This is a genomic window from Roseovarius sp. BRH_c41, assembly GCF_000961715.1.
Lineage (GTDB): Bacteria > Pseudomonadota > Alphaproteobacteria > Rhodobacterales > Rhodobacteraceae > Roseovarius.
Genome location: NZ_LADY01000024.1, coordinates 76,177 through 98,551, shown reverse-complemented (window position 1 = coordinate 98,551; position 22,375 = coordinate 76,177). Strand labels below are relative to the sequence as shown.

The following is a 22,375-nucleotide window of genomic DNA, read 5'->3' as shown; positions in this document are numbered from 1 at the left end:
CGAAGGCGGGCCGCCGCACGGGCCAGATCGCCGGCCAGCGGCAGCGCCTGCCGAACGGCAGAGACAGCGGCGCGGTGACAGGCCAGCAGCAGATCATCGCCCCGCAAGCGTATATCGCGGGGCTTGAGCGTCAGCGCCAGAAGCGGCAGCACATGCGTTGCCCCCAACGCTTTTGCCAACGCGGCATCGGCCAGGATCAGGGCGGCGGCCTCGGCTCGCGGACTATCGGTCAGCACCGCCTCGACGACCTGCGCCGCGCAGTCCACTGGGGTCGGCCCGGTGGCATCAAGGCAAAGCGCGATCCGCTCTGCCGTTACTCCGTCCAGCGTATTGACCAGATGCGCGACCGAAACCGGCCGCGCCGCCGCGCGTGACCACTGTCGTGCGATCCGCCCCGCCGGGCCGGGGTCGTCGCCCGGTCCCGTCAGGTGCAGGGCATCGCGCAAGGCGCCCTGCCCTTCCCTTCGCCCCGCCATCGCAGCGCAGTTCTCGGCCGCCGTCAGTGCCAGACGATCGCGCCACAGCGCCAGAGGCACATCCCGCGACGCCATTGCCTGACCCAGATGCGCTAGCGCGGCCCCGGACCGGAAAGCCGCCGCCTCCGGCGTCTCGGACGGCGCAGAGACGATCCAGCCCGGCAGCGGGGGCAGCATCGGCAAGGTTTCCAAAGGCTCAGCGCGCGATTTTCCCATGTCGGCAGCCTATATTGTGACGGCGCTTTCTGCCAGATAAATGCACTTATAGCGCCGCAGCTTTGTCGGCTCCACAATGTCCAATAAGATTGCATTATCGGACACAAAGAAGATATGCTACGAAGCATGACCGAAACACCCGAGAAATCGCCTTCAGAACCCCCGGAACGTCCCGATCGGCCTGAAGGGAACGACAGCGCGGATATGGTGCGCGACACGATCGCCCTGCCTTCCCATGTCGCTGGCTCGGGCACTCTCGACCGCCTGGTCGAAACCGCGCGGGACTATGCGCGTCAGGCAGCGTCGGAGAATACGCTGAAGGCCTATGCCAAGGACTGGGCCCATTTCGCCCGCTGGTGCCGGATGCGCGGCGCGGACCCTCTCCCCTCGTCGCCCCAGTTGATCGGCCTCTACATCGCCGATCTGGCAGCGCCGGGCGGCAGGTCCCCTGTCCTTTCGGTTTCCTCGATCGAGCGCCGCCTTTCCGGCCTGGCCTGGGGCTATGCGCAGCGCGGTGAGCGCCTCGACCGCAAGGACCGGCACATCGCCACTGTCCTCGCCGGCATCCGCCGCAGGCACGCCCGCCCTCCGGTGCAGAAGGAGGCCATCCTGCCGGAGGACTTGCGCGACATGCTGGCCACCCTGCCCCACGATCTGCGCGGGTTGCGCGACCGGGCGATCCTGCTGATCGGCTTTGCCGGTGGCCTGCGCCGTTCCGAGATCGTCTCCCTTGATCACGGCAAGGATGACACGCCCGACAGCGGCGGATGGGTCGAGGTGCTGGAGGAAGGCGTCCTCATCACCCTGCGCGGCAAGACCGGCTGGCGAGAGGTCGAAATTGCCCGCGGCTCGTCCGAACAGACCTGCCCGGTGCATGCCCTGACACAGTGGCTGCATTACGCGAAGATCGACTTCGGCCCAATCTTCGTCGCCACGTCCCGCAACGGCCTGAAAGCTACGGGCGAGCGGTTGTCGGACAAACATGTCGCCCGGCTGATCAAGTCCTGCGCCCGCGAGGCCGGGCTACGCCCTGATCTGCCTGAAGCCGAGCGCGTGCGGCTGTTCTCGGGCCATTCCCTGCGTGCAGGCCTTGCCAGCAGCGCGGAAGTTGATGAGCGCTATGTTCAAAAGCAGCTCGGTCATGCCAGCGCAGAGATGACCCGCCGATACCAGCGACGCCGCGACCGGTTCCGGGTCAACCTCACCAAGGCCGCGGGCCTGTAAGCCCCCTGCCCTTCCGACGAGTTTTTGCTGAAATGCCAAGCTGCAACCTGATCGCTCAGGTTTCACCTAACCGCTTCAATTGAAATCGGGAAACAAACGCGACACACAGAGAGCATCCTTGCATCTTTTTACAAACGGTCGTTTACTCCTGACATCCGCAATTGCAAAAGAGGCCCCCTGCCCCGTGCCACTCATCGGATACGCGCGTATTTCCACCGAAGATCAAACCGCCCTGCCCCAAGTTCAGGAGTTGCGCTCCGCAGGCTGCGTGGAAATTGTCGAAGAGCAAGCTTCGGGCGGCGGTCGCACCCGGCCTGTTCTGGCGCGTGTGTTGGATCAGCTTCGCGTTGGCGATACGCTCGTCGTGGTTCGGATCGACCGCCTGGCCCGTTCACTCTCTCACCTCTTGGAGATCATTGAGCGGTTGGAGGCGAAAGGCGCACATTTCCGGTCGCTGCAAGATCCGATCGACACTGCGTCGCCGCAGGGCAAGTTTACGCTGCAGGTGTTGGGTGCGGCCGCAGAGTTCGAACGGGCGCTGATCCGTGAGCGTACCAAAGCAGGGCTGCGCTCGGCCAAAGCCGAAGGGCGCGTGGGTGGCAACCCTGGCCTTAGAGCCCACGACCCAGCGGCAATCCGAAAAGCACGAGCGGCTCGGGTAGAGAGTCATTTCCAGAAGCTGAATGCCAGTGCTGAACAGTGGGTGCCGGAAGTGCGCCGTCTAAGACCGGGCCTGCCTTGGGAAGACGTGCTGCGCATCGTCAATTCAGGTCTGCCGAGCGAGGCGCCGCCTTGGTCCCTGCCCCGCCTGATCCGTGCTGCCAAAACCTTCGTCCGCGAAGGCCTGCTGCCAGACACTATCCTTTCCCGTGCCACCGCATCCGACAAGGATGATCGCCTGCCCGCGATCGTCGCGGGCATCAAAGGCGCAGATCCCAAGATGACTCTTCAAGCCATCTGCGACCGGCTAGAGACCATGCGCGAACGGACACCTAGGGGCCGCAGCAAGTGGGAGCCGTCATCGGTCAAGATGATCTTGGAGCGGGCGAAGAAGTTGGGACTGTTGTAGTAGGTAACGCTTTTCGGTGCCATTAGGCCAAAAGGCATTCTACCGACAGGCTAAGACGAAGAATCGCTTGCGATGCTCACGCGAACACGATCGCCCTGGTCAGGTATGCTACAGCGTTACTGAGCCTTGTCAGAGATTTTCCAAGCATCACGCGTGGGCTCGAGGGCGTCGGGTCCTGTGGATAAGTCTCACAACATTTTCTGTAATCTTTACAATATCCTACGCCCAACCTTTAACAGGTCACTTTAGCCTTTTCGCATCATATGGTGCCATGGTCGGCAGAAAGCACAAGGTAGCTGCACAAGATTTGCCTTGAGTTTCTTCCCGACGGGCGTCATATCTGTAACGCGAAAACTAAGAAAACGACGTCCACTGCGTTCCTGCTGGCACCGATCGACTGCAGATCACGGGTAACGCTTAAGAGATGTCTCGAGACAGGCGAATGATGATGCACCAAGTGTTGCATGACAAGCTCAAGGCAGACGCAGAGCGGCTTTCTGAAGCCCTTGAACATATGTCGAAGCTTTTTCTGGCACCGAAGGAAGAAAAGACACTCCGCGCCTTCACAAGCGCAGAGGTCGGAGAGTTGTTGCGGGTGAGCGACGGCTATCTGCGCAAGGCGCATTTCGACGGCAGAATTCCAGAAGTCGAACAGGGACCGGGTAACAAGCGCCTTTATTCCGCCGAGAACATCCTCCAGATCCGCAACATTCTGGCTCAGAATGCAAAGGATCCGTTTCAGTTCCTTCCCGGTCGGCGACATGGTGACAAGCTTCAAATCTGGTCAACCGTCAACTTCAAGGGCGGATCCAGCAAAACTACGACCACCGTGACTCTCGGGATGCGGCTCGCCCTGCGTGGATACCGTGTGTGTTTGGTGGATGCAGACCCTCAGGCCTCGCTGACGACCTTCTTTGGATACCAGCCAGAGATCGACTTCCGCCACGGCGGCACGCTGTATGATGCAATTCGCTACAACGATGGCGAAACGTCCCGGGTGCCAATCGTGGACGTTTTGCGCAAGACCTACTTCCCGAACCTGGATCTAGTGCCCGGTGGGATCATGCTTTCGGAATTCGAAACCGAAACTCCAACCGCGCTGAGCCGTGGCGAACAACCCGTCTTCTTCAATCGGATCCGCGACTCGCTACGACAGGTTGAAGACGATTATGACATCGTTTTAATCGACTGCCCGCCTCAGCTTGGCTATCTGACGATGGCAGCGGTCTGTGCATCGACGTCGCTTCTCATGACCATCATCCCTGAGCGTGTCGACCTGGCCTCGGCCAGCCAGTTCCTGACGATGGCGTCGGGCGTTTTGGAAGTCCTGTACTCAAACGGTGGCATCGGCGCGTATGACAATTTCGCCTACCTCCTGACGCGCTTCGACACCGCTATCAGCACGCAGCAGGACTTGTCTGAATGGCTCAAGCAATTGCTAGGCGACAGTGTGATCAAGACGCCCTTCGTGAAGTCTTCGGCGGTTAGCGAGGCTGGCCTTTCGCAAAAGACAATCTTCGAAGTGGACCTCGCTACGACCAAGAACCGAAAGACTTATGAGCGAGCCCTAGAGTCGGTGATGAGCTTTTCAAATGACATTGAGAAGATGATCCAGTCAGCATGGGGTCGAGGGGGCACAAATGAAGCGTGATCTTCTTGCCAAGAGCCTAGCACAAATGGGCTCAAAGCCTTTGATTGCTGCCGAGGCCGGGTCGAAGGTGGACGAAAGCTCGCCTCGTTCCCTGAAGAGCATGTCAGACGTCCTTTCTCAGGTCTCGGCACAGGCGGCCCAGGACGTGGATGTCAATGAGATCGGCGATTCTGAAATCGCGGATCGCTTTGACGTATCAGAAGGGCTCGATGATCTGATCGAGTCCATCAGGACATCAGGACAACAGCTCCCTGCCCTGCTCCGCTATCGCCGCGGCCCTGGCCCTCGCTATGAGGTGGTTTACGGACGCCGCAGAATTGCCGCGTGCCGAGTGCTTGGAATCAAGGTCAAGGCTTATGTCAAGGAAATGGACCACCGCGAGGCTCTTGTCTCGCAGGCCCTGGAAAACTCTGCGCGCCTAGAGCGCAGCTTCATTGAACAAGCCATTTTCGCCACCAAGCTGGAGGACCAGGGCTTCACCCGGGCCGAGATCGGCGATGTGCTAGCTGTCGACAAGGGAACGCTAAGCAAGCTGATTGGCGTTGCCCGAGACGTGCCCGACGCAGTGATCTACAAAATTGGCGCCGCGCATGAAGCAGGCCGGCGCCCATGGCTGGAACTGCGTCGTCTGGTCAAAACGGAAAACGCCCCTTCAGACAGTTCTGTCCTCTTGCTTGTTCCTGAAGAAGGCACTGCGGCCGAGAAGCTCAGCGCTGTCATTGATGCGCTGCAGAAGGTCGCGGATGCACAGCAGAACGCAGCGGAGTCTGCCGCCAAGGGCCCCTCTCCTGCCCCCCTCAAACAAATGCCCGCAACTTCGGTGGCTTTCAGGTCCAAAGGCCAGCGTCTCTTGATCGAGGTTTCCGACAAAAAGGAGCGCGGGTTCATCAACTTCGTGGAGGCACAGCTTGAGCGCCTCTACAAGGAGTGGAAAGAAAAATCATGACGCCAAAAACGGTTAAGTGATTGATTTTTATAGGGTTGGCCATGGTCAACCCTGATCAAACAGACAAGAAACAATCAAAAAGGAGGCAGACGTAGCGCAAAAAGAAACCCCCCGAAGGCGGTGAAGCACTCCAGAGGGTCCCGATTTACTCGCAATCTATTGGTACCCAAAAAATCGAATCACTGCAACACCGATTTCGGTGACCGGTATCCTTTTGCTGTCTGAAAACAGATGGAACAAGAAGCAGTCACGACCATCGAGGTCGAGGCACAGTTGAGTTGTGCGCCTTCAATCTTCGATTCTTTCGCCGGTATTGGCACGATCGAACAGCAGCCAAACTTCGCACCTGTAACCCGGCGCGCGCTCATGGCGGCCGTCAACACCACAAGTCGCGCACTCGGCTTGCGACCGTCTTCAGTCGTTGTGCTTGACGCACTCTTGAGCTGCCTTCCCTGCAACGATCCGAAAACCGGGAATGACAGCCCAATCACGCCACTCACCCTGCTGACCGTGTTCGCTTGCAACGACACTTTATGTTTTCGCGCGAAAGGCATAACGGACAGGCAACTTCGGCGGCACCTTGAGAAACTTGAAGCTGCAAATCTGATCCAACGGCGTGACAGTTCCAACGGCAAACGATTCCCAATTATGCGCAACGGTAAAGTCATCGGCGCGTTCGGCATCGACTTATCGCCCCTGCTCGCACGGTCTGGCGAAATCCTTGCACTGTCTCAGAAACATCGTCAGGAAGCCGACGAACTTCGAGGCATGAAAGCCTACATCCAAAAACTGCGCGGTGAATGCCTCACCCTTTGCCTGCAAGGCGAGGCCTTAGAGTTCGTCGAAGCTGCCCGCAACTTTATGCGTCGAACCGGAGTAACTTTACTTCAGGCAAGCAGCGTCATCAGCAGACTTAAATGCATCCTGCAGAGTAAGGTAGTCACTCCAAGCGTACCGCATTTGGAAGAGTTGGCCACGGCCAACGATCTAGAACACGAACAAGGCCAAGAACAAGCACCGTCTTCTAACTCGAAGAAAACGACCGGCTCAGACGGACAAAATGTCCGGCACAAAGAGACTCAAAAATCATATACAAAAAAAACCTTACCGCGCTCGATGACAGAGCTGTGGGCTTGCTTGACCGAAATCCCGGCCTTTTATCCAGACCACCCCACCACAGAACACGGCCTCCTACAGCTGCTATTTGAATTTGGTAAGATGCTGAGAATAGACAGCGCTCTTTTGGGTAGGGCGGTGTCTTTGCTTGGCCTGGCAGAAGCCATTCAGGTGGCAGATCAAATGGCCTGCAAAATCGACCAGGTCAAAAGCCCTGATAGCTACCTATCGAGGATCCTAGCCGGTTGCACCAAGACATGAGTTGGCCATGGCCAACTTTGCGTTGGTACATAAATCATCCAACTGAAACGCGCCGCCCTGCCGGTCTGTCGTTGGCACCTATGTCCAGTACAAAAGTGAGAGAATGGTTGGTTTGAGGGTGGCGGGAAGTGAGATCGGGAGAGTGGCTCCCGGCGCCCGTCGTGGAGAAGACCTGATGGCCCAAGCTGCCCAGAAGATCACCCTGTCGTCCTCGCGGGACATCCCCTTTGACAAGCTGGTGCTGAGCCAGTCCAACGTCCGGCGCATCAAGGCCGGTGTCTCAGTTGAAGAGTTGGCCGAGGACATCGCTCGTCGCGGCTTGTTGCAAGGCCTGAGCGTGCGGCCTGTGTTGGATGCCGATGGCGTCGAGACCGGCAAGTTCGAGATCCCGGCTGGCGGTCGGCGCTTTCAGGCGCTGTCGTTGCTGGTGAAGCAAAAGCGTTTGGCAAAGACTGCGCCTGTGCCTTGTGTGTTGCGTGATGTGACATCAGATATTCTGGCCGAGGACGACTCCTTGGCTGAGAACATGCAGCGCGTTGCATTGCATCCGCTCGATCAGTTCCGCGCCTTTGTTGCTTTGCGGGAGAAGGGTCAGGGCGAGGAAGCCATTGCGGCGGCCTTCTTCGTTACGCCGCAGATCGTGAAGCAGCGGTTGAAACTCGCTTCCGTGGCCCCTGCCCTTCTGGATGTCTATGCCGAAGATGGCATGACGCTGGAACAGCTGATGGCCTTCACGGTGAACTCCGATCACGGGCGTCAAGTTCAGGTCTGGGAGGCGGTGAAGAACTCCTGGAACAAAGAGCCCTACTCGATCCGGCGCATGTTGACGGAAACCTCTGTGCGGGCTTCGGATCGGCGCGCGGTGTTTGTCGGTGTTGATGCCTATGAGGCCGCGGGTGGCGTTGTCCTGCGCGATCTCTTCCAAGGCGATGATGGGGGCTGGTTGGAGGACCCTGCCCTGCTCGACCGATTGGTCGCGGACAAGCTGCAAGCCAAGGCGCAGGCAATCGCTGCTGAGGGTTGGAAGTGGATCGAGGTGTCCACTGACCTGCCCTACGGCTACAGTCACGGTCTGCGGCGTCTGGTTGGCGATCCCTCACCTCTGAGCGCGGATGAAGCTGCAGACCACGCCAAGCTACTCGCGGAGTATCGGATGCTTGAAGAGGAATACTCTGGTCAGGACGAATACCCCGAGGAGATCGACACTCGGCTTGGCGAGCTGGAAGCTGCGATGGAAGCCTTTGAGCGGCGTCCGCTGATCTTCGATGCGGCAGAGGTTGGTCGCGCCGGAGTCTTCGTGACGCTCGACCGGGATGGCAGCCTAGCTGTCTATCGCGGCTATGTCCGGCCGGAGGATGAGCCTCGCGAAGAGACCATGGCCTACTTCAGCGATGAACTGGGTGCAGAAGGGCAGGGGACTGATGCTGACGTCTTGGCCCATCAGCTATCCGCTGGTCCGTCTGCGGCCACCGTCATCACTTCTGGGGGCCAGCCGTTCAGCGCCGGGCTGCCAGACGATGAGGACGATGGCGCATTAAAGCCTTTGCCTGAGCGTCTCGTCATGGAGCTGACCGCACATCGCACCCTCGCCTTGCGCGAGGCGATTGGGCGTTCGCCCGACGTGGCCCTGACGCTGCTGCTGATTAAGCTGGTCAATGACACCTTCCGCAGTTCCGGGGCTTCGGGCAGTTGCTTGGAGGTTTCTGTGCGTACCGTCTACATGTCGGCTCAGGCGCCTGATCTAAAGGACAGTCCGGTGGCCAAGGCCGTGGACGATCGTCATTCTGCGTGGGAGGCCGATCTGCCGCTTGGCAACGATGCTGTGCTCTGGGATTATCTCTCGGCCCTCGATCAGGCCAGCCGTCTGGCTCTGCTGGCGCATTGCCTGAGCTTCGGGATCAATGCGCTGCATGAGAAGGTGAACCCTTACGGTGCGGGCATCTCGGTCAGCGGGTTGACCCGCCGCATGGCGCAGGCGGAGATCGTGGCTGAAGCCGTCGATCTCGACATGGTCGCGGCAGGCTGGGAGCCGACGGCGGACAATTATCTGAACCGGGTTCCCAAGGCGCGAATCCTTGAAGCCTTGCGTGAGGCGAAGGGGGAAGGCACCGCGCAATTGCTCGACCATCTGAAGAAGGGCGAGATGGCCACGGAAGCCGAGCGCTTGCTCAAGGGTAGCGGTTGGTTGCCGGAGGTTCTGCGGCGCAGTGATCTTGTCGCACAGGACGGTGATGTCGTTGCAGAAGGGCAGGGGGCTTTGAACGAAGGACCCTTGGGCGCTGCTGACATTGACGCTGAGATCGACTTGCCTGCCTTCCTGACGGCCGAATTGCCCGTGGAAAGCACCGCGCTGATGGCTGCGGAGTGATCTGAGCCCTCGAGGGCGGGAGAACCCGCCCTCAATCACAGCAAAACACAACAATATCAATATGATGAGTGCGAATGTTCGCATTAAGGATGAGGAATCATGTCCGCAATTAAGATAATCGACCAAGCGCCCTTGGGCGCGCTCATTCGTTACACTGATGGCAGTCCCAAACCGCCTGCACGCTTCACCAAAAAGCTGGCGGCCTGGGAAAGGTCCAACGGTGTTGGTCGTCTGGTAAAAAAGGAGCCGCCGCGGCCCTTTCCGACCTGGACGGCCCCGGCGTCCTTCACGTTGCATGAAGGCAACTTCTCCTCGGAGGGGGTCATCCTCGTCACGATCATGCGCAGTCATTCGGCCGACAGCCAGCTCAGCTTTGAGGTGGTCGAGGAGCCCAAGGTGGGGCAGGTCTGTGTGCTTCTGGATTTTGGGGGCAGCACCGAGCTTTTGCACCTGGCGTCATCCGTCACAGCGGCGGAGCTTTGGATAGCCAAGGAGGGCTATCGCAACGCGCGGCTCGAGATCGTTGGCGACGATTGCGGTGACGGGGCAGGGGAGGCGCGTATCGCCGCCAGAACCTTCTCAGAGACCAAGGGGGCCCGTCGCACCGGGCCTCTCATCCAGCACCAACCTGTCCCGCGCATCTGCACGGGGCACCAAAGGCTCCATCCCCAGTAAGGCCTCGGTCAACCAAAAGCATGTCTGCGAGGCTGGCGGGGTGAGTATCAGCGGGACAATTCGGCTCCTTGTGTCAAAGTACCATCCCCCGCTTGCCAGTCCCTTCCTTGGCCCAAATCCAGTCTTCGAGATCAAGCCACAAGGGCTCGGACTACGGGGTGAGCCCGTGCCGCCGGCCGGATTCGGGGCAAGCCCGAACGCACCCGGTGATGTCAGCCCGTCTTTGGTCCTGCGGGTTCCTGTCAGCGCGGGGGATGGTCCCTCGCCTCCCAGCAGGAGCCAAAACAGATGTCCCGCAAAGATGCACACGCCTTCGCCGCCTCCCTCGCCGCCACGCTCATGGTTTCGATCGTCGTCTTTCAGGCAGGGGATGGAACCTATGGTGCCGTCCCCGCCGATGAAATCGACGGCGACGAGGTTCAGGTGCTTGTTGAGATCGACCCGTGGGCGTAATGCCCGCGGTCGTTAAGAAGGCCCGGGCACGGCGCGAACGCGCCTCCGGGCCTTTCGCCTGTCTCGGCTCAAGAGCCTCACAGGCACAAGGCGCCGACGGCGTGTCGGCATCCCGAAATCCAAGGAATGAAAATGCGCATGCCTGCGCCTTAACTCCTTAACGAGGTGCTCTGCTGGGTGCCATGCATTGCTGCAGATAGGGCAGGGGCCCCTTTCTGGGTACGACTTTTTCAATCTATGAACATGACGGAGCCGACATGTTCACAACACCCGGTTTTGTTATCACGAACGTCCCACTGCTCGGTCACGCACAGGCGGTCAGTTGACTGCCATGTCCTCGGGCGATTTACCTGCGTCAAGGGATGCGACAAACCACAGCGGCTTGCGCCCCCGGCCTGACCAGGTGAGGGCCGCGTTTTCTGGATGCCGGTACTTCGCGGCAGCGGGCGCACGAGTGGGTTTCACCTCAGTGCCGACCAGTTCGGCAAGAGAATAGCCCATCTCTTTGGCAATGACCTCGAGCTTGCTTCGGGCATCGCTTTTCTGACGATCCTCAAACGTGAAAATAGCCTTGGCCAGATCCTTCTGCAGGCTCTTGAGCTCTTTGAGCGACAGTGTCTCGATGTTGAATTCAGCCATGGGTGCCTCGTGTCCAAAATGATGCCCTTGGGATAGCCGTCACGGCGCGGGCTCGCAACTCCGATCGGGCTGGTTCGCGAATGGCAAGCAAAAGGGCTCTGAGGTGATCAGCCGCTCTAGAGCATGTCGCCCCTGATCGGATTCTGGATTCCCATATCGATCATCCTGTGATTCCATGTCTTGGAGGCGGATATGGGGGTAAGAGATGGGTAAACCGCATCCTGTTGAGTTGCGCGACCGTGCTGTGCGGCTTGTAGAGCAGGGTCAGACGCACACCGAAACGGCGCGGCGTCTGTGTGTTTCGATCAAGTTCGTCAACGACATGGTGCGCCTCAGGCGCGAGACCGGATCGCTTGCGCCGAAGCGGCAGGGCAATCCCGGGCGCGGCAAGCTGACAGGTGTCACGGATTGGGTGCAGAGACGGATCACGTCGCAGCCTGATCTGACAATTGACGCGCTGACGGCGGAACTGGCCGCAGACCACGGATTGGAAGTGCACCGCTCGTCCGTCGGCCGGCTGCTGCTCAGGCTCGGGCTGTCACACAAAAAAAGACCTTCAAGCGCTTGAGCAGAAGCGCCAGGACGTGGCCGACCTGCGCCGCATCTGGATCGGCAAACGCCAGCCCTTCATGGCCAGGCATCTGGAAAGACTGGCCTTCATCGACGAGACTTCGGTGAAGACCAACATGGCCAAGACCACCGGCTGGGCCCCGCGCGGGCAGCGCCTGGTCGATCACGCACCATTCGGGCATTGGCGCACCCAGACATTCATCGGTGCCCTGCGCCATGACCGGCTCGATGCACCCTGGGTGATCGACGGCGCGATGAATAGGGAAATGTTCGACCTGTATGTCACGACCCAGCTGGTGCCAACGCTGAGGACCGGCGACGTCGTCATCCTCGACAATCTGTCAAGCCACAAGAGCCCGACAGCCGCCAAAGCCTTGCGCGACATCGGCGCGTGGTTCCTGTTCCTGCCGCCCTACAGCCCAGATTTGAACCCCATCGAAATGGCATTCTCGAAGCTGAAGGCGCTGCTCAGAAAAGCTGCCGCCCGAACCTATCATGAACTTTGGCAGGCGGTCGGGCAGGTGTGCGACCTGTTCAGCGACGAGGAGTGCTACAACTTCTTCAAGGCCGCAGGATACAGAACCAATTAAACGCGACACGCTCTAGTGGTAAGGACTTTGGGTTTACCGTCTTAGCAGGGCGAGGGAAGACATGTTCAGCTAGAGCCCCCGATCACTCCTGTCCCCGGTGCCATCCCTTCGACTGACAATCCCCTAATCCTGTTCGGGTTCAATCGTGCAACCCCGCGTCAGTCCGGGCCGTGTTGGCCGCCGTTTGCTTCCTGTCCGCTCCACCCCGGACCTTTGGGGGTTTCCGTCTGGTCTGATGGCCCAGCCGTGCACGCCTCATCCGACAGGCTTCTTTCGGGTCTTGTCGAAGGGACGGTCCCAGGGACAGGAAAAACAGGAGCTACCAAATGCAGAACATCGTCATCCTCGCCGGCAATATCGGTCAGCAGCCCGAAGTCCGCACCACCCAGGGCGGCACGAAGATCACCAACTTCACCCTGGCCACCTCGCGTCCCCGCCTTTCGGAAGGCCGCGCGATCCGCGACGAAAACGGCTACCGGGTCATGGACACCGAATGGCACCGCATCACCTGCTTCAACGGTCTCGGCAAGATGGTCGCAGAGCACTGCGAGAAGGGCATGAAGGTCATGGTCCACGGCCGTATCCACTACACCAAGTGGACCGACGCAACCGGCGTGGACCGCTACGGCTGCGAGATCATCGCTGAGAAGGTCGACTTTCTCAGCCGACCAAAAGCGACCGAGAACGAAAACCCCGAACTGGTCGACCGCGACGACGAGATCCCGTTCTAAGAATGGGGTCTCCGCCTCGGGTCCGGCGGGGCAACCCGCCGGCTTCGGTTGCTTTCGGCCCAAACCGGTCATTCAGCGCTGAAGTGGCGCTGCGGTGCAAAATCCCATTGGCCGCCGTTCGTGATTATCACCAGCTATGTCATAATGATCTGCAAAGTGGCCACTCCACACTGGGGCCTCCCTTTAGTTCCACACCCGTAGGTCTGGCTTCGGCCAAGCCTCTCGTCAGAACCGTGCTTTCGCCTCTGCCAGAAGGAACTGGAGCCGCTCTGTCCAGGCACCAAAGTTCGCTCCGGTCCGAGCGGAAACCTCGATGATTTCGGCCTTCGGGTTCACAGTCGCGATATTGGCGCGACAGGCGGCCTCGTCAAACCCGACATGGGGGGCAAGGTCCATCTTGTTGATGATCACGATGCCCACGGCGCGGAACATGTGGGGGTATTTCAAGGGCTTGTCCTCGCCCTCGGTGGTCGAGATCACGGCGATCTTCATCGCCTCGCCAAGGTCGAACATCGCGGGGCATACGAGGTTGCCGACGTTCTCGATCAGGAGGAGCGAGCCTGGCGCAGGGTTCAATGCGCGGGCGGCTTCGGCGACCATGTCGGCCTCGAGATGGCAACCTGCTCCCGTGTTGACCTGAATGGCCGGCGCACCGGCGGCGCGGATGCGGTCGGCGTCATTCGTGGTCATCTGGTCGCCTTCGATGACCGAGATCGCGACCTGATCTTTCAGCGCCTTGATCGTCGCTTCCAGAAGGGCGGTCTTGCCCGAACCGGGCGAGGAAACGAAATTCAGTGCCAGCACGCCGCGACCTTCGAACCAGCCCCGGTTGCGGGCGGCGATGGCATCGTTTTTGCCCAGGATCGCGGCTTCGAGTGCCACATGGTTTCCGGCCGGGTGCTGCTCCAGCACATGATCATGCGGATGATCGTGACTATGGCCGTGATGCGAGTGGTCATGCGAATGATCGTGGCTGTGGCCGTGATGTGAGTGATCATGCGCATGATGATGATCATGACCATGATCGTGATCGTGATCATGCAGATGGTCATGCGGCAATCCATGGGCATGCGCAAAGGCATGTGCATCGGCCAAACTTTGACCGGACGCACGCAAAAGCTGCGTGGCCCCAGTGTCCACGTTGGTCATCGAGACTTCGCTCTTCGGATCGGCACAGCCGCAGACACCACACATCACGCTTCCTCCCTGATTTCGAAATCCCGCACGGTGAAAGTGTCCCCCTCGGCGTCGATGAAGCCCAAGGTCGCACCCGCCAGCACTGTCTTGTCCGTCACGATGTCCCAGCAAAAGGCCAGGGCATCCCTTTCGATGCAGGCGCGCGGCCCAATGGCGACCCGCACGCCCTTTATCGGCCGGCCGCGCGCATGTTCCTCAACGATCGCAGCGATGCTGCGCGCCATCCCAAGCTCATGCATGGGTCCAGTCCTTTTGTTGGGTTGGCGGGGATGGCCCCGCCAACAGCGGTCAGCCCATCAGGATCGCGGCACCGGCGACGGCACCCACCGCACCCACCAGTCGGCGCGAGTTGAGCGCAAGCCCGCCGCCAAGGCGTTCCAGCGTCCGGCCAAGCACGACCCCAGCCGCATGCAGAAGCGCGGTCGCCACCACAAAGCCCGCAGCGTAGCCAAGGAACGACCCGGCACCGCTTCCTTCAGCGCCATGCGCATGGCCGTGGAACACCGCGAACACCGCGACCAGCGCCATTGCAGGACCGACCGGCAGTTTCATCCCGAAGGCCACGGCAAGGCCCATGACGATGACTGAAAGCGCGATGCCCTGCTCGACCATCGGGAGCGGTGTTCCGAAGTACCCAAGCGCACCGCCCGCCACCATCGCCAGCACAAAGGCCGCAGGCACAGCCCAAAGCGACCGCCCGCCAAGCTGCGCCGCAAAGACCCCTACGGCGACCATCGCAAGCACATGGTCGAGGCCGGTCAGCGGGTGCAGAAAGCCGTGCATCGCGTCGATATGCGCGCCGGTTCCGGTATGGGCCTTCGCCGCCGCGGGCAGCAAGGCCAGAATGGCGGCAAGGCCGCTGGTCAACTTTTTCATGATTGTCCCTCTCCTGTGTTTTCGATTTGGTCAGCAAATTCTGGGCAGTTGCTCGCCCACCAGCATGTCGACGATACGCCCGCCCCCGAAAACGGTCTTCATGACGACAGTGCGCGGATGGGCGGTGGTGGCGCGCCCGATGACGCAGGCCCCGCGCCCCGCCTCGGTCGCCTGCATGGCGGCTAGCGCGGTCTCGGCTTGACCCTCGGGTACGAACAGGACCAGCGTCCCCTCATTGGCCAGATAGAGCGGATCGAGACCAAGGATCTCGCAAACCCCTTTCACCTCGGCGCGCAAGGGCAGGTGGGCCTCCATGATCTCGACCCCCACACCCGCTGCATCGGCGATCTCATTGAGGGCCGAGGCGAGGCCGCCGCGCGTGGCATCGCGAGCGCAGCGCACTCCGGGGGCAGCTTGGAGAACGGCCTCCATCAGGTGGTTCAGCGGCTGGCAGTCGGACTGGATATCCGTCGTCAAGGCCATGTCGCCGCGCGCGGCAAGGATCGCCGCGCCATGGTCGCCGAGCACACCGTTCACGATCGCCACATCGCCGGGCTGCACCGAGGACGCGATGAGGCAGCGCCCCGGCGGGATCACCCCGACGCCTGAGGTGGTGACAAAGACCCCGTCGCCGGAGCCTTTGCCGACCACCTTGGTATCGCCAGTGACAATCCGCACCCCTGCCGCTTCTGCCGCCGCCTGCATAGAGGCCGCAATCCGGCGCAGGGTGGAGATCGGCACGCCTTCCTCGATGATGAAGGCCGCCGACAGCCACAGCGGCCGCGCGCCGCCCACGGCCAGATCGTTGACCGTGCCGCAGACGGCTATGGTGCCGATATCGCCGCCCGGAAACTCCATGGGTGAGACGACGAAGCTGTCAGTGGTAAAGGCCAGCTGCGCGCCGGGTTCCAGGACCGAAGGATGCATTAGCCGCGCTTGATCCTCCATCCCTGGCGGGGCGAATACCGAGGTGAAGACATCCTCGATCAGATCGCGCATCGCCTTGCCGCCGCCGCCATGCGCCAACGTGACCCGGTCGGCCACCACGCGGCGGGCGGGGCGGAGACCTGCGTTCATACCGCCTCCTCCAGCCTGAGGCCGCCATATTGGTAATAGGCCGCGCAGGCCCCTTCAGAGCTGACCATCAGCGCGCCAAGCGGCATTTCCGGGGTGCAGCCTTTGCCGAATTGCGGGCAGGCGTGGGGTTTGATCCGGCCGGTCATCACATCGCCGCAACGGCAGCCTTCCGGTTCCGCCACGGCGCGGGGGCCTTTGCCGTAGCCAATGCCGAACTTCACCTCGGCATCGAATGCCGCGTACTTCGGACGGATGCGCAACCCGCTGGCGTCAATCTCTCCCAGCCCCCGCCATTCGAAACTGGGGCGCGGCTCGTACACCTCGGCGCAGGCGGCGATGCTAACGGGGTTGCCATCATCAGGTACGACGCGGGAATACTGGTTCTCCACCTCTGCCCGGCCATCGCGGATCTGTTCCAGCACCATCAGGACGGACTGGAGGAGGTCCAAAGGTTCAAACCCCGCCACGACGATCGGCCTGCCATAGTCCCGCGCGATGAAGTCATAAGGATGGATACCAATGACCATTGACACATGGCCGGGGCCGACAAAGCCATCCAGCACCATATGCGGGTCATCCAGCAGCGCCTTGATCGGCGGCGGCACGGTGATGTGGTTGCAGAAGATGGAAAAGTTGGTCTGGTTGTCCGCCGCCGCCTGGAGGATGGTCAACGCGGTCGAAGGAGTCGTTGTCTCGAACCCCAGGCCAAAGAACACCACCTCGCGGTCGGGGTTGCGGCGGGCAAGCTCCAGCGCATCGAGCGGCGAATAGACCATGCGGATATCCGCCCCATCCGCCTTGGCCTGGATCAGCGATTTCCGCCGCCCCGGCACCCGCATTGCATCGCCGAAGGTGGTCATGATCACACCGGGGCGTTCAGCGATTTCGACGCATTCGTCGATCCGGCTCATCGGCAGGACGCAGACCGGGCAGCCGGGGCCGTGGATGAATTCCAATCCCGGCGGGGTCAGCTTGTCCAACCCGTAACGGAAGATCGCATGGGTATGCCCGCCGCAGATTTCCATAATGTGGACGGGCTTTTCCTTGGTCGCCCCGATCTCGTCGGTGACGCGGGCGATGGCCGCCAGCACGCCGCGCGCGGCGACCGGATCGCGGAATTCGTCGGCGTATTTCATGATGCGAGCATCCTCTCGGACGCGCGCATCGCCTCGATTTCTTCCTGCGCCTCACCAAGTTGGCGCAGGATGTCGAGCGTCAGCGCGGCCTCCTCTTCGTTGATCCGGCTCATCGCAAAGCCGACATGGATCAGCGACCAGGCGCCGATCAGGGCCTCAATCGGTTCCTCCTTCAGGATGCAGGCGACATTGACCTGACGCCGCACGCCCATCACCTCGACAATGGCGAGCTTTCGAGCGGCGTCGGCGATCTCAACGATCTGTCCGGGGATGCCTAGGCACATGGGGTTTTCTCCGTTTGAGTGATGGCCAGGGCGATGACCGCCTGACCCAGGGCCAGTCCGCCGTCATTCGCCGGGACCTTTGCGTGGCTGAGAACCTGCTTGCCGCTGGCCTCAAGCCCCTGATGAACAAGCGTAAAAATCGTGGCGTTCTGAAAGCAGCCGCCCGAGAGGGCAATGGTGTCGATCTCGGTATCCTTGGTGATCCGTTCGGCCATCCGCACGACGGCCATGGCGAGGCCCCGGTGAAAGCGGGCCGCGATCACCCCGACCGGGGTTTCAAGGATCAGATCGCCCAGCATTGCCCGCCAGACCGCCAGCGGCTCGATGTAGGGCATCCCGCGCCCGCCGAGGAGCGGGGTCGAGAAGGGATAGGCGAGGTCCTCGGGTTCGTTCATGGCCGAAGGGTCGATGGCCGCCTCGAACCTCATCGCCGCCTCACCCTCATAGCTTTGCGGCCCCCAGGCGAGGCCCGCAATCGCCGCCGCCGCATCAAAAAGCCTGCCGCATGAGGTGGAGAGCGGCGTGTTCTGTCCCTTGGCGATCATCGCGTCCAGCGTCGCGCGGGGGATATCCGACAGGCGTTGGTGAATCTCCAACCCGTCGAAATTCATCGAGAGTTCCGCCCATCCCATCTGCGCCATCAGATGCGCATAGGCGTTGCGCCAGGGCTCCTTCACCGCTGCCGCGCCGCCGGGCAGAGCCACCGGTTTCAGGCTGCCCGCGCGGCGATAGCCGCGATAGTCGCAGATCAAGAACTCACCGCCCCAGATCGTGCCGTCATCGCCAAGGCCCGTGCCATCCATCGCGATGCCAAGGACCGGGGGCGCATCAAGCGCGCGGCCATTTTCGGCGAGGCAGGCGGCGATATGGGCGTGGTGGTGCTGGACCGCGATCACCGGGCGACCTTCGGCGCGGGCGTAACCGGCTTGGGTGGAGAGGTACTGCGGGTGCTGGTCCACGGCAATGATATCGGGAGCGTGGTCGAAAAGCCGGGTGTAAAGGTCAAGGTTGCGGCCGGTATCGGCATGGGTCGCCGCATCCTCGAGATCGCCCATGTGCTGCGACAGGATCGCCTGCCCGCCCTTCACCAGGCAGAAGGTGTTCTTCACCTCGGACCCCATGGCGAGCACTTGCAGGTCGCGTGAAAACCCTTCCGGCAGGGGCAGACCTGCGGGCGCATAGCCCCGGGCACGGCGCAAGAGGCGCGGGCGGCCAAGATCCACCCGGACGACCGAGTCATCAATGCGGTTCGCTATCTCGCGGTCGTGGAGGCAGGCGAAATCGGCGATCTCGGCCAGACGTGCACGGGTGTCCTCATTGGTGATGCACTGCGGCTGGCCCGAGGGGTTGCCCGATGTCATCACCACGGGCCGCCCGATCCGGCGCAGGATCATGTGGTAGAAAGGCGTGTAGGGCAGCATCACGCCCAGCCGGTCCAGCCCCGGCGCGATGCTGCCCGGCAGGCTGTTTGGCAGTGACTTCAGAAGCACGATCGGGGCTTCGGGGCCGCTGAGCGTGGCGGCCTCGGCTTCCGACACTTCGCAGTATTCCCGCACCACTCCCAGATCGCGGGCCATCAGGGCAAAGGCCTTGCCCGCCCGGCCCTTGCGGCGGCGAAGTTCGGCGACGGCCTCAGCATTGGTCGCATCGCAAGCCAGATGCACGCCGCCCAGCCCCCGGATCGCCACGATATGGCCGTTCAGGATCATGCCTCCGGTCGCGTCGATGTCGTCGAGCATCGAGAAGGCCTCGTGCTGCACCGCCCCTCGCCCCAGCTTTTCGATCCAGATTTGCGGACCACAGCGGCCGCAGGCGACGGGCTGGGCGTGAAAGCGGCGGTCGGCGGGGTTGCGGTACTCAGTCGCGCAGGGCTCGCAGAGGTCGAAGGGCGCCATGGTGGTCTTGGCCCGGTCGTAGGGGGCGGCGGTGACGATTGAAAAGCGCGGGCCGCAATTGGTGCAATTGGTGAAAGGATAGCGGTAGCGGCGCTCAAACGGGTTGCGGATCTCGGAGAGGCAATCAGGGCAGGTCGCGGCATCGGGGGTGACCGAGCCGCGCATCTCGCCACCCTCGGAGGCCACGATGTCAAAGCCTGCTGGGGCCTCGGCCTCCAACGGCTCCACCCGCAATTCCTCGATCCGGGCCAGGGCGGGAAGGCTTGCGTGCAGACGGTCGGGGAAGGTGGCAAGGCCGTCGCCCCAGAGGCGGATCACCACGCCCTCGGCGGTGTTCTTCACGTCGCCCGCAAGGCCCATTTCCTGCGCCAGCCGCCAGACGGCAGGGCGGAACCCCACGCCCTGCACCTGCCCCCGCACGGTGACCTGCGCGCCCCTCATGGTGCAACATCCCAGATCAGCACGCGGTTGTTGCCGCTGTCGGCCACCGCGACAGTGGACCCAAGCGCGGACAGGCCATAAGGCCAGCACAGACTGTCCCGTTCGGCCATGCCCCAGCGGTTGTCGCCCTTGGCGGCGAAATCCGGCTGGCCGGTCAGCCGGTCAGCATCGGCGCCCATGCCGGTGTCAGAGAACCCCAGAAGGCGTGAGTTGGCGGTGTCGCCCACCACCAGCCTGCCCTGCAGCACCGCCAGCGCATAGGGCATGTTCATCGCCATCGACGAGGGGTAATAGGCCGCGCGGTTCAGGTCGCAGTCCTGCATCGCGCCCTGGCCCAGTACGGCATCCGCGGGCTGGCCGTTGGCCGCAGGCAAAGCGTCCCAGACCATCACCCGATTGTTGCCGGCATCGGCCACCGCCAAGCCACTTTGCCAGCCCACCGCCATATGCGGCCAGCGCATGGAGCGGGAGGAGACGGCGGCCCCCGCATTCTCATCCCGGCAGGTGAAGCTGTCTTGCCCAAGGACGAGGTCAGCAGGCTGGCCAGTCCTTGCCGGGTCGTCCCAGACCAGCACCCGGCGGTTGCCGGTATCGCATACCACGAGCCGCCCATCGACCTCGGCCACGCCATAGGGCCAGTGCAGTGTGGCGGCGGTGGGCGCATCGGCCCCCCGATTGGCCAGGGCACCATCGGCGGCGGATTGGCCCAGGATGATGTCGGCCGCGCTGTCCGGTCCGGTCGGCAACTGCTGCCAAATCAGGACCCGATGGTTCCAGGGATCCGCAACCGCCAGCCCGCCACGAAACGCAACGACCCCCGTCGGCACGTTCAGGGTGGCAGCCGTGACCGGCCCCTTGGCATTGCGCCCCTCGCGCCCAAAGGCAGGCTGGCCCACAAGGAGATCAGCGGGGGTGTCGTCCACCTCGGGCACCTTGTGCCAGCCGAGCACCCGGTGATGCCCAGTGTCGGCCACCCAGAGCGAACCATCCGGGTGCAGGCACACCCCGCGCGGGCCGAACAGGCGGTGTGCTGCGGGCGTGATCGGATCGGCCAGCATCCCGCCATCGGTGCCAAGGATCACCCGCGCACCTGCGGGATCCAGCAGCGGCGCCCCTTGCGTGATCGTGCCCTCGGCCTTGATCGGCGAGAAGGAAGGGGCCAGCGACACCTTCATGGCACGATCCTGATCTGGACCCGCGACCCGATCACCCGCACGGCATGGGCATGAAGCTGCACCTCGGGCGCGGTCAGGCATTCGCCGCTTTCCAGCGCATAGCGAAAGCCGTGGAACGGGCAGGTCAGGATGCCACCCTCCAGCGCGCCATCGGTCATCTCCAGCCCCATATGGGCGCAGGCGTTGCGGAAACAGGTCACGGTATCGCCATGGCGCGAGAGGATGACCCCCTCACCCCCAACGGTTTCGAACAGCACCGCGCCATCGGGCAGGCGCGAAAGGTCCAGCGCGTTGTGCCAGGCCCCGCCGAGCGTTTCGGCGAAAGGTGAGGTGAAATGCACCGTATCCGCCCCGCCACCACCCAGACCCTTGGCCTGCCGCACATCGGTGATTTCAGGCACCGCGTCCTGAATGGCCTTCTTCACACCGGCGTAGAAGGTCAGTTGCGAGGCAGGGCAGCCATCGCAGGCCCCGAGAAACCGGATATCCGCACGGGACCCTTCAACTGCGGCCACCTCGGCATTGCCGCCATGGCTCGCTAGCATCGGGCGCACGGTTTCCAGCGCCGCCTCGACCCGCTCGAAAAGCGAAGGTTTCAGGATACCGTGACGGCGGAGGACGGCATAGACAACCTCATCCCGCGCCGCCTCGGCCAGGGCCGCGCCGAAGCCTGGCTGGGATTTCAGACTGCGGATTAGGCGGCGAAAGGCCTCGGCGTTCAGCGCATCCAGTGCTTCGGTCTGGGCCTTCGCGCCCATTCGGGCCGCATCGTCCCAATGCTCCGCCAGCGCCTCCAACGCGCGCAGATCACCCAGCAGCCGGTCAAGGCTGGGGGCATCTGCGGCGGGGAGCGAGGCGTCCTTCATGGCTTCACGCGTACTTCACGTCTTTGAGGAGAACCGGCTGTGCGATCCCCGCCACCGCCCCCGCCGCAATCGCCGCCAGCCACATCGGCGCAAACTGCCCCAGGACCAGCCCAACGATCAAACCTGCACCCGCGCCAATGGCCAGTTGCCGGATCACCATGCGGTTGTCTTTGAAAAGCTTGCCCGCGAAGAATTGCTTCGCAGAGTTCATTGCCATGCCGAACATGCGCGCCCTCCTCAGGTCAGGGACAGCACGAGCACGGTCAGAACGACCGCGACACTGCCCGAGATGATGCCGTAAAGCCCGCCCATATAGGCGGCGAGTTCCGTGCCAAGGGCGTCCTTGCCGATGCGGATGCCCGAGAGGGCCCCGGCACCAAGGGCGGCCGCAAGGCCAAGGATGAGGGAGAGGATAACAGTCACGCGCGGGGTTCCTTTTGGTC

The 22,375-nt window shown here is 62.2% G+C and carries 23 protein-coding genes and 1 pseudogene; 11 read left to right on the top strand and 13 right to left on the bottom strand.

Annotation, left to right across the window (positions count from 1 at the left end):
* On the bottom strand, positions 1-692 hold a 692-nt coding region (locus VR71_RS07945), incomplete at its 3' end, for a DUF1403 family protein (protein ID WP_045682729.1).
* A gap of 114 nt (positions 693-806) precedes the next feature.
* Between VR71_RS07945 and VR71_RS07940 the strand changes: the two genes are divergently transcribed.
* The 8 genes and pseudogenes from VR71_RS07940 (at position 807) to VR71_RS24800 (ending at position 10,455) form a co-directional block, all read left to right on the top strand.
* Positions 807-1,916, top strand: coding sequence for a tyrosine-type recombinase/integrase (locus VR71_RS07940; RefSeq protein WP_045682727.1), 1,110 nt, complete (start codon positions 807-809; stop codon positions 1,914-1,916).
* A 184-nt stretch (positions 1,917-2,100) separates the two neighbouring features.
* The gene (locus VR71_RS07935; protein ID WP_045682725.1) at positions 2,101-2,985 is read left to right on the top strand and encodes a recombinase family protein; all 885 of its coding nucleotides are present in this window, start codon (positions 2,101-2,103) and stop codon (positions 2,983-2,985) included.
* A 442-nt stretch (positions 2,986-3,427) separates the two neighbouring features.
* A complete protein-coding gene (gene repA, locus VR71_RS07930) occupies positions 3,428-4,636 on the top strand; it encodes a plasmid partitioning protein RepA (RefSeq protein ID WP_045682723.1) in 1,209 nt (402 codons plus the stop codon).
* The gene (gene repB / locus VR71_RS07925; RefSeq protein ID WP_045682721.1) at positions 4,626-5,582 is read left to right on the top strand and encodes a plasmid partitioning protein RepB; all 957 of its coding nucleotides are present in this window, start codon (positions 4,626-4,628) and stop codon (positions 5,580-5,582) included. Before repA ends, repB begins: the two co-directional genes overlap by 11 nt.
* A gap of 231 nt (positions 5,583-5,813) precedes the next feature.
* On the top strand, positions 5,814-6,959 hold the full coding sequence (locus VR71_RS07920) for a helix-turn-helix domain-containing protein (protein ID WP_045682719.1): 1,146 nt from the start codon (positions 5,814-5,816) through the stop codon (positions 6,957-6,959).
* Between the two features lie 175 nt (positions 6,960-7,134).
* The gene (locus tag VR71_RS07915; RefSeq protein ID WP_045682716.1) at positions 7,135-9,327 is read left to right on the top strand and encodes a ParB/RepB/Spo0J family partition protein; all 2,193 of its coding nucleotides are present in this window, start codon (positions 7,135-7,137) and stop codon (positions 9,325-9,327) included.
* A 99-nt stretch (positions 9,328-9,426) separates the two neighbouring features.
* Positions 9,427-9,897: pseudogene (locus VR71_RS07910) on the top strand (hypothetical protein); the annotation flags it as partial.
* A 393-nt stretch (positions 9,898-10,290) separates the two neighbouring features.
* Positions 10,291-10,455, top strand: a complete 165-nt coding sequence (locus VR71_RS24800) for a hypothetical protein (RefSeq protein ID WP_296430082.1) — start codon at positions 10,291-10,293, stop codon at positions 10,453-10,455.
* A 318-nt stretch (positions 10,456-10,773) separates the two neighbouring features.
* Here the strand turns inward: VR71_RS24800 and VR71_RS07905 are convergent, their stop codons facing one another.
* The gene (locus VR71_RS07905; protein ID WP_045682714.1) at positions 10,774-11,094 is read right to left on the bottom strand and encodes an H-NS histone family protein; all 321 of its coding nucleotides are present in this window, start codon (positions 11,092-11,094) and stop codon (positions 10,774-10,776) included.
* Positions 11,095-11,299: 205 nt separating this feature from the next.
* On the opposite strand from VR71_RS07905, the gene VR71_RS07900 reads away from it, so the two are divergent.
* The 3 genes from VR71_RS07900 to VR71_RS07890 all read left to right on the top strand — a co-directional run bounded on the left by VR71_RS07900 (position 11,300) and on the right by VR71_RS07890 (position 12,985).
* Entirely contained in the window at positions 11,300-11,662 is a 363-nt protein-coding gene (locus tag VR71_RS07900) for a transposase (protein ID WP_045682712.1), read from the top strand.
* A 16-nt stretch (positions 11,663-11,678) separates the two neighbouring features.
* Complete coding sequence (locus VR71_RS07895) at positions 11,679-12,254, top strand: IS630 family transposase (RefSeq protein WP_296430081.1); 576 nt, start codon at positions 11,679-11,681, stop codon at positions 12,252-12,254.
* A gap of 326 nt (positions 12,255-12,580) precedes the next feature.
* Entirely contained in the window at positions 12,581-12,985 is a 405-nt protein-coding gene (locus VR71_RS07890; RefSeq protein ID WP_045682710.1) for a single-stranded DNA-binding protein, read from the top strand.
* 225 nt (positions 12,986-13,210) lie between these two features.
* On the opposite strand, the gene hypB is transcribed toward VR71_RS07890, so the two are convergent.
* From hypB to VR71_RS07835, 11 genes are read right to left on the bottom strand one after another with little or no spacing between them, the layout of a single operon-like run.
* The gene (gene hypB / locus VR71_RS07885) at positions 13,211-14,179 is read right to left on the bottom strand and encodes a hydrogenase nickel incorporation protein HypB (RefSeq protein ID WP_045682707.1); all 969 of its coding nucleotides are present in this window, start codon (positions 14,177-14,179) and stop codon (positions 13,211-13,213) included.
* Positions 14,179-14,421 (bottom strand): hydrogenase/urease maturation nickel metallochaperone HypA, encoded by a 243-nt coding sequence (locus VR71_RS07880; RefSeq protein ID WP_045682705.1) that lies wholly within the window; start codon positions 14,419-14,421, stop codon positions 14,179-14,181. Before VR71_RS07880 ends, hypB begins: the two co-directional genes overlap by 1 nt.
* A 49-nt stretch (positions 14,422-14,470) precedes the next feature.
* Positions 14,471-15,058, bottom strand: coding sequence for a HupE/UreJ family protein (locus tag VR71_RS07875; RefSeq protein WP_045682703.1), 588 nt, complete (start codon positions 15,056-15,058; stop codon positions 14,471-14,473).
* 30 nt (positions 15,059-15,088) lie between these two features.
* Complete coding sequence (hypE, locus tag VR71_RS07870) at positions 15,089-16,135, bottom strand: hydrogenase expression/formation protein HypE (RefSeq protein ID WP_045682701.1); 1,047 nt, start codon at positions 16,133-16,135, stop codon at positions 15,089-15,091.
* Complete coding sequence (gene hypD, locus VR71_RS07865) at positions 16,132-17,271, bottom strand: hydrogenase formation protein HypD (RefSeq protein ID WP_045682698.1); 1,140 nt, start codon at positions 17,269-17,271, stop codon at positions 16,132-16,134. Before hypD ends, hypE begins: the two co-directional genes overlap by 4 nt.
* Positions 17,268-17,555: a HypC/HybG/HupF family hydrogenase formation chaperone gene (gene hypC, locus VR71_RS07860; protein WP_045682696.1), complete on the bottom strand. Its 288-nt coding sequence runs from the start codon at positions 17,553-17,555 to the stop codon at positions 17,268-17,270. Before hypC ends, hypD begins: the two co-directional genes overlap by 4 nt.
* Entirely contained in the window at positions 17,546-19,891 is a 2,346-nt protein-coding gene (gene hypF, locus VR71_RS07855) for a carbamoyltransferase HypF (protein ID WP_045682694.1), read from the bottom strand. Before hypF ends, hypC begins: the two co-directional genes overlap by 10 nt.
* On the bottom strand, positions 19,888-21,066 hold the full coding sequence (locus tag VR71_RS07850; RefSeq protein WP_296430079.1) for an NHL repeat-containing protein: 1,179 nt from the start codon (positions 21,064-21,066) through the stop codon (positions 19,888-19,890). Before VR71_RS07850 ends, hypF begins: the two co-directional genes overlap by 4 nt.
* Complete coding sequence (locus VR71_RS07845; RefSeq protein WP_045682692.1) at positions 21,063-21,932, bottom strand: NifU family protein; 870 nt, start codon at positions 21,930-21,932, stop codon at positions 21,063-21,065. Before VR71_RS07845 ends, VR71_RS07850 begins: the two co-directional genes overlap by 4 nt.
* A gap of 4 nt (positions 21,933-21,936) precedes the next feature.
* On the bottom strand, positions 21,937-22,158 hold the full coding sequence (locus VR71_RS07840; protein ID WP_045682690.1) for a hypothetical protein: 222 nt from the start codon (positions 22,156-22,158) through the stop codon (positions 21,937-21,939).
* Between the two features lie 11 nt (positions 22,159-22,169).
* Positions 22,170-22,355 (bottom strand): hypothetical protein, encoded by a 186-nt coding sequence (locus VR71_RS07835; RefSeq protein WP_045682687.1) that lies wholly within the window; start codon positions 22,353-22,355, stop codon positions 22,170-22,172.
* Positions 22,356-22,375: the final 20 nt, after the last annotated feature.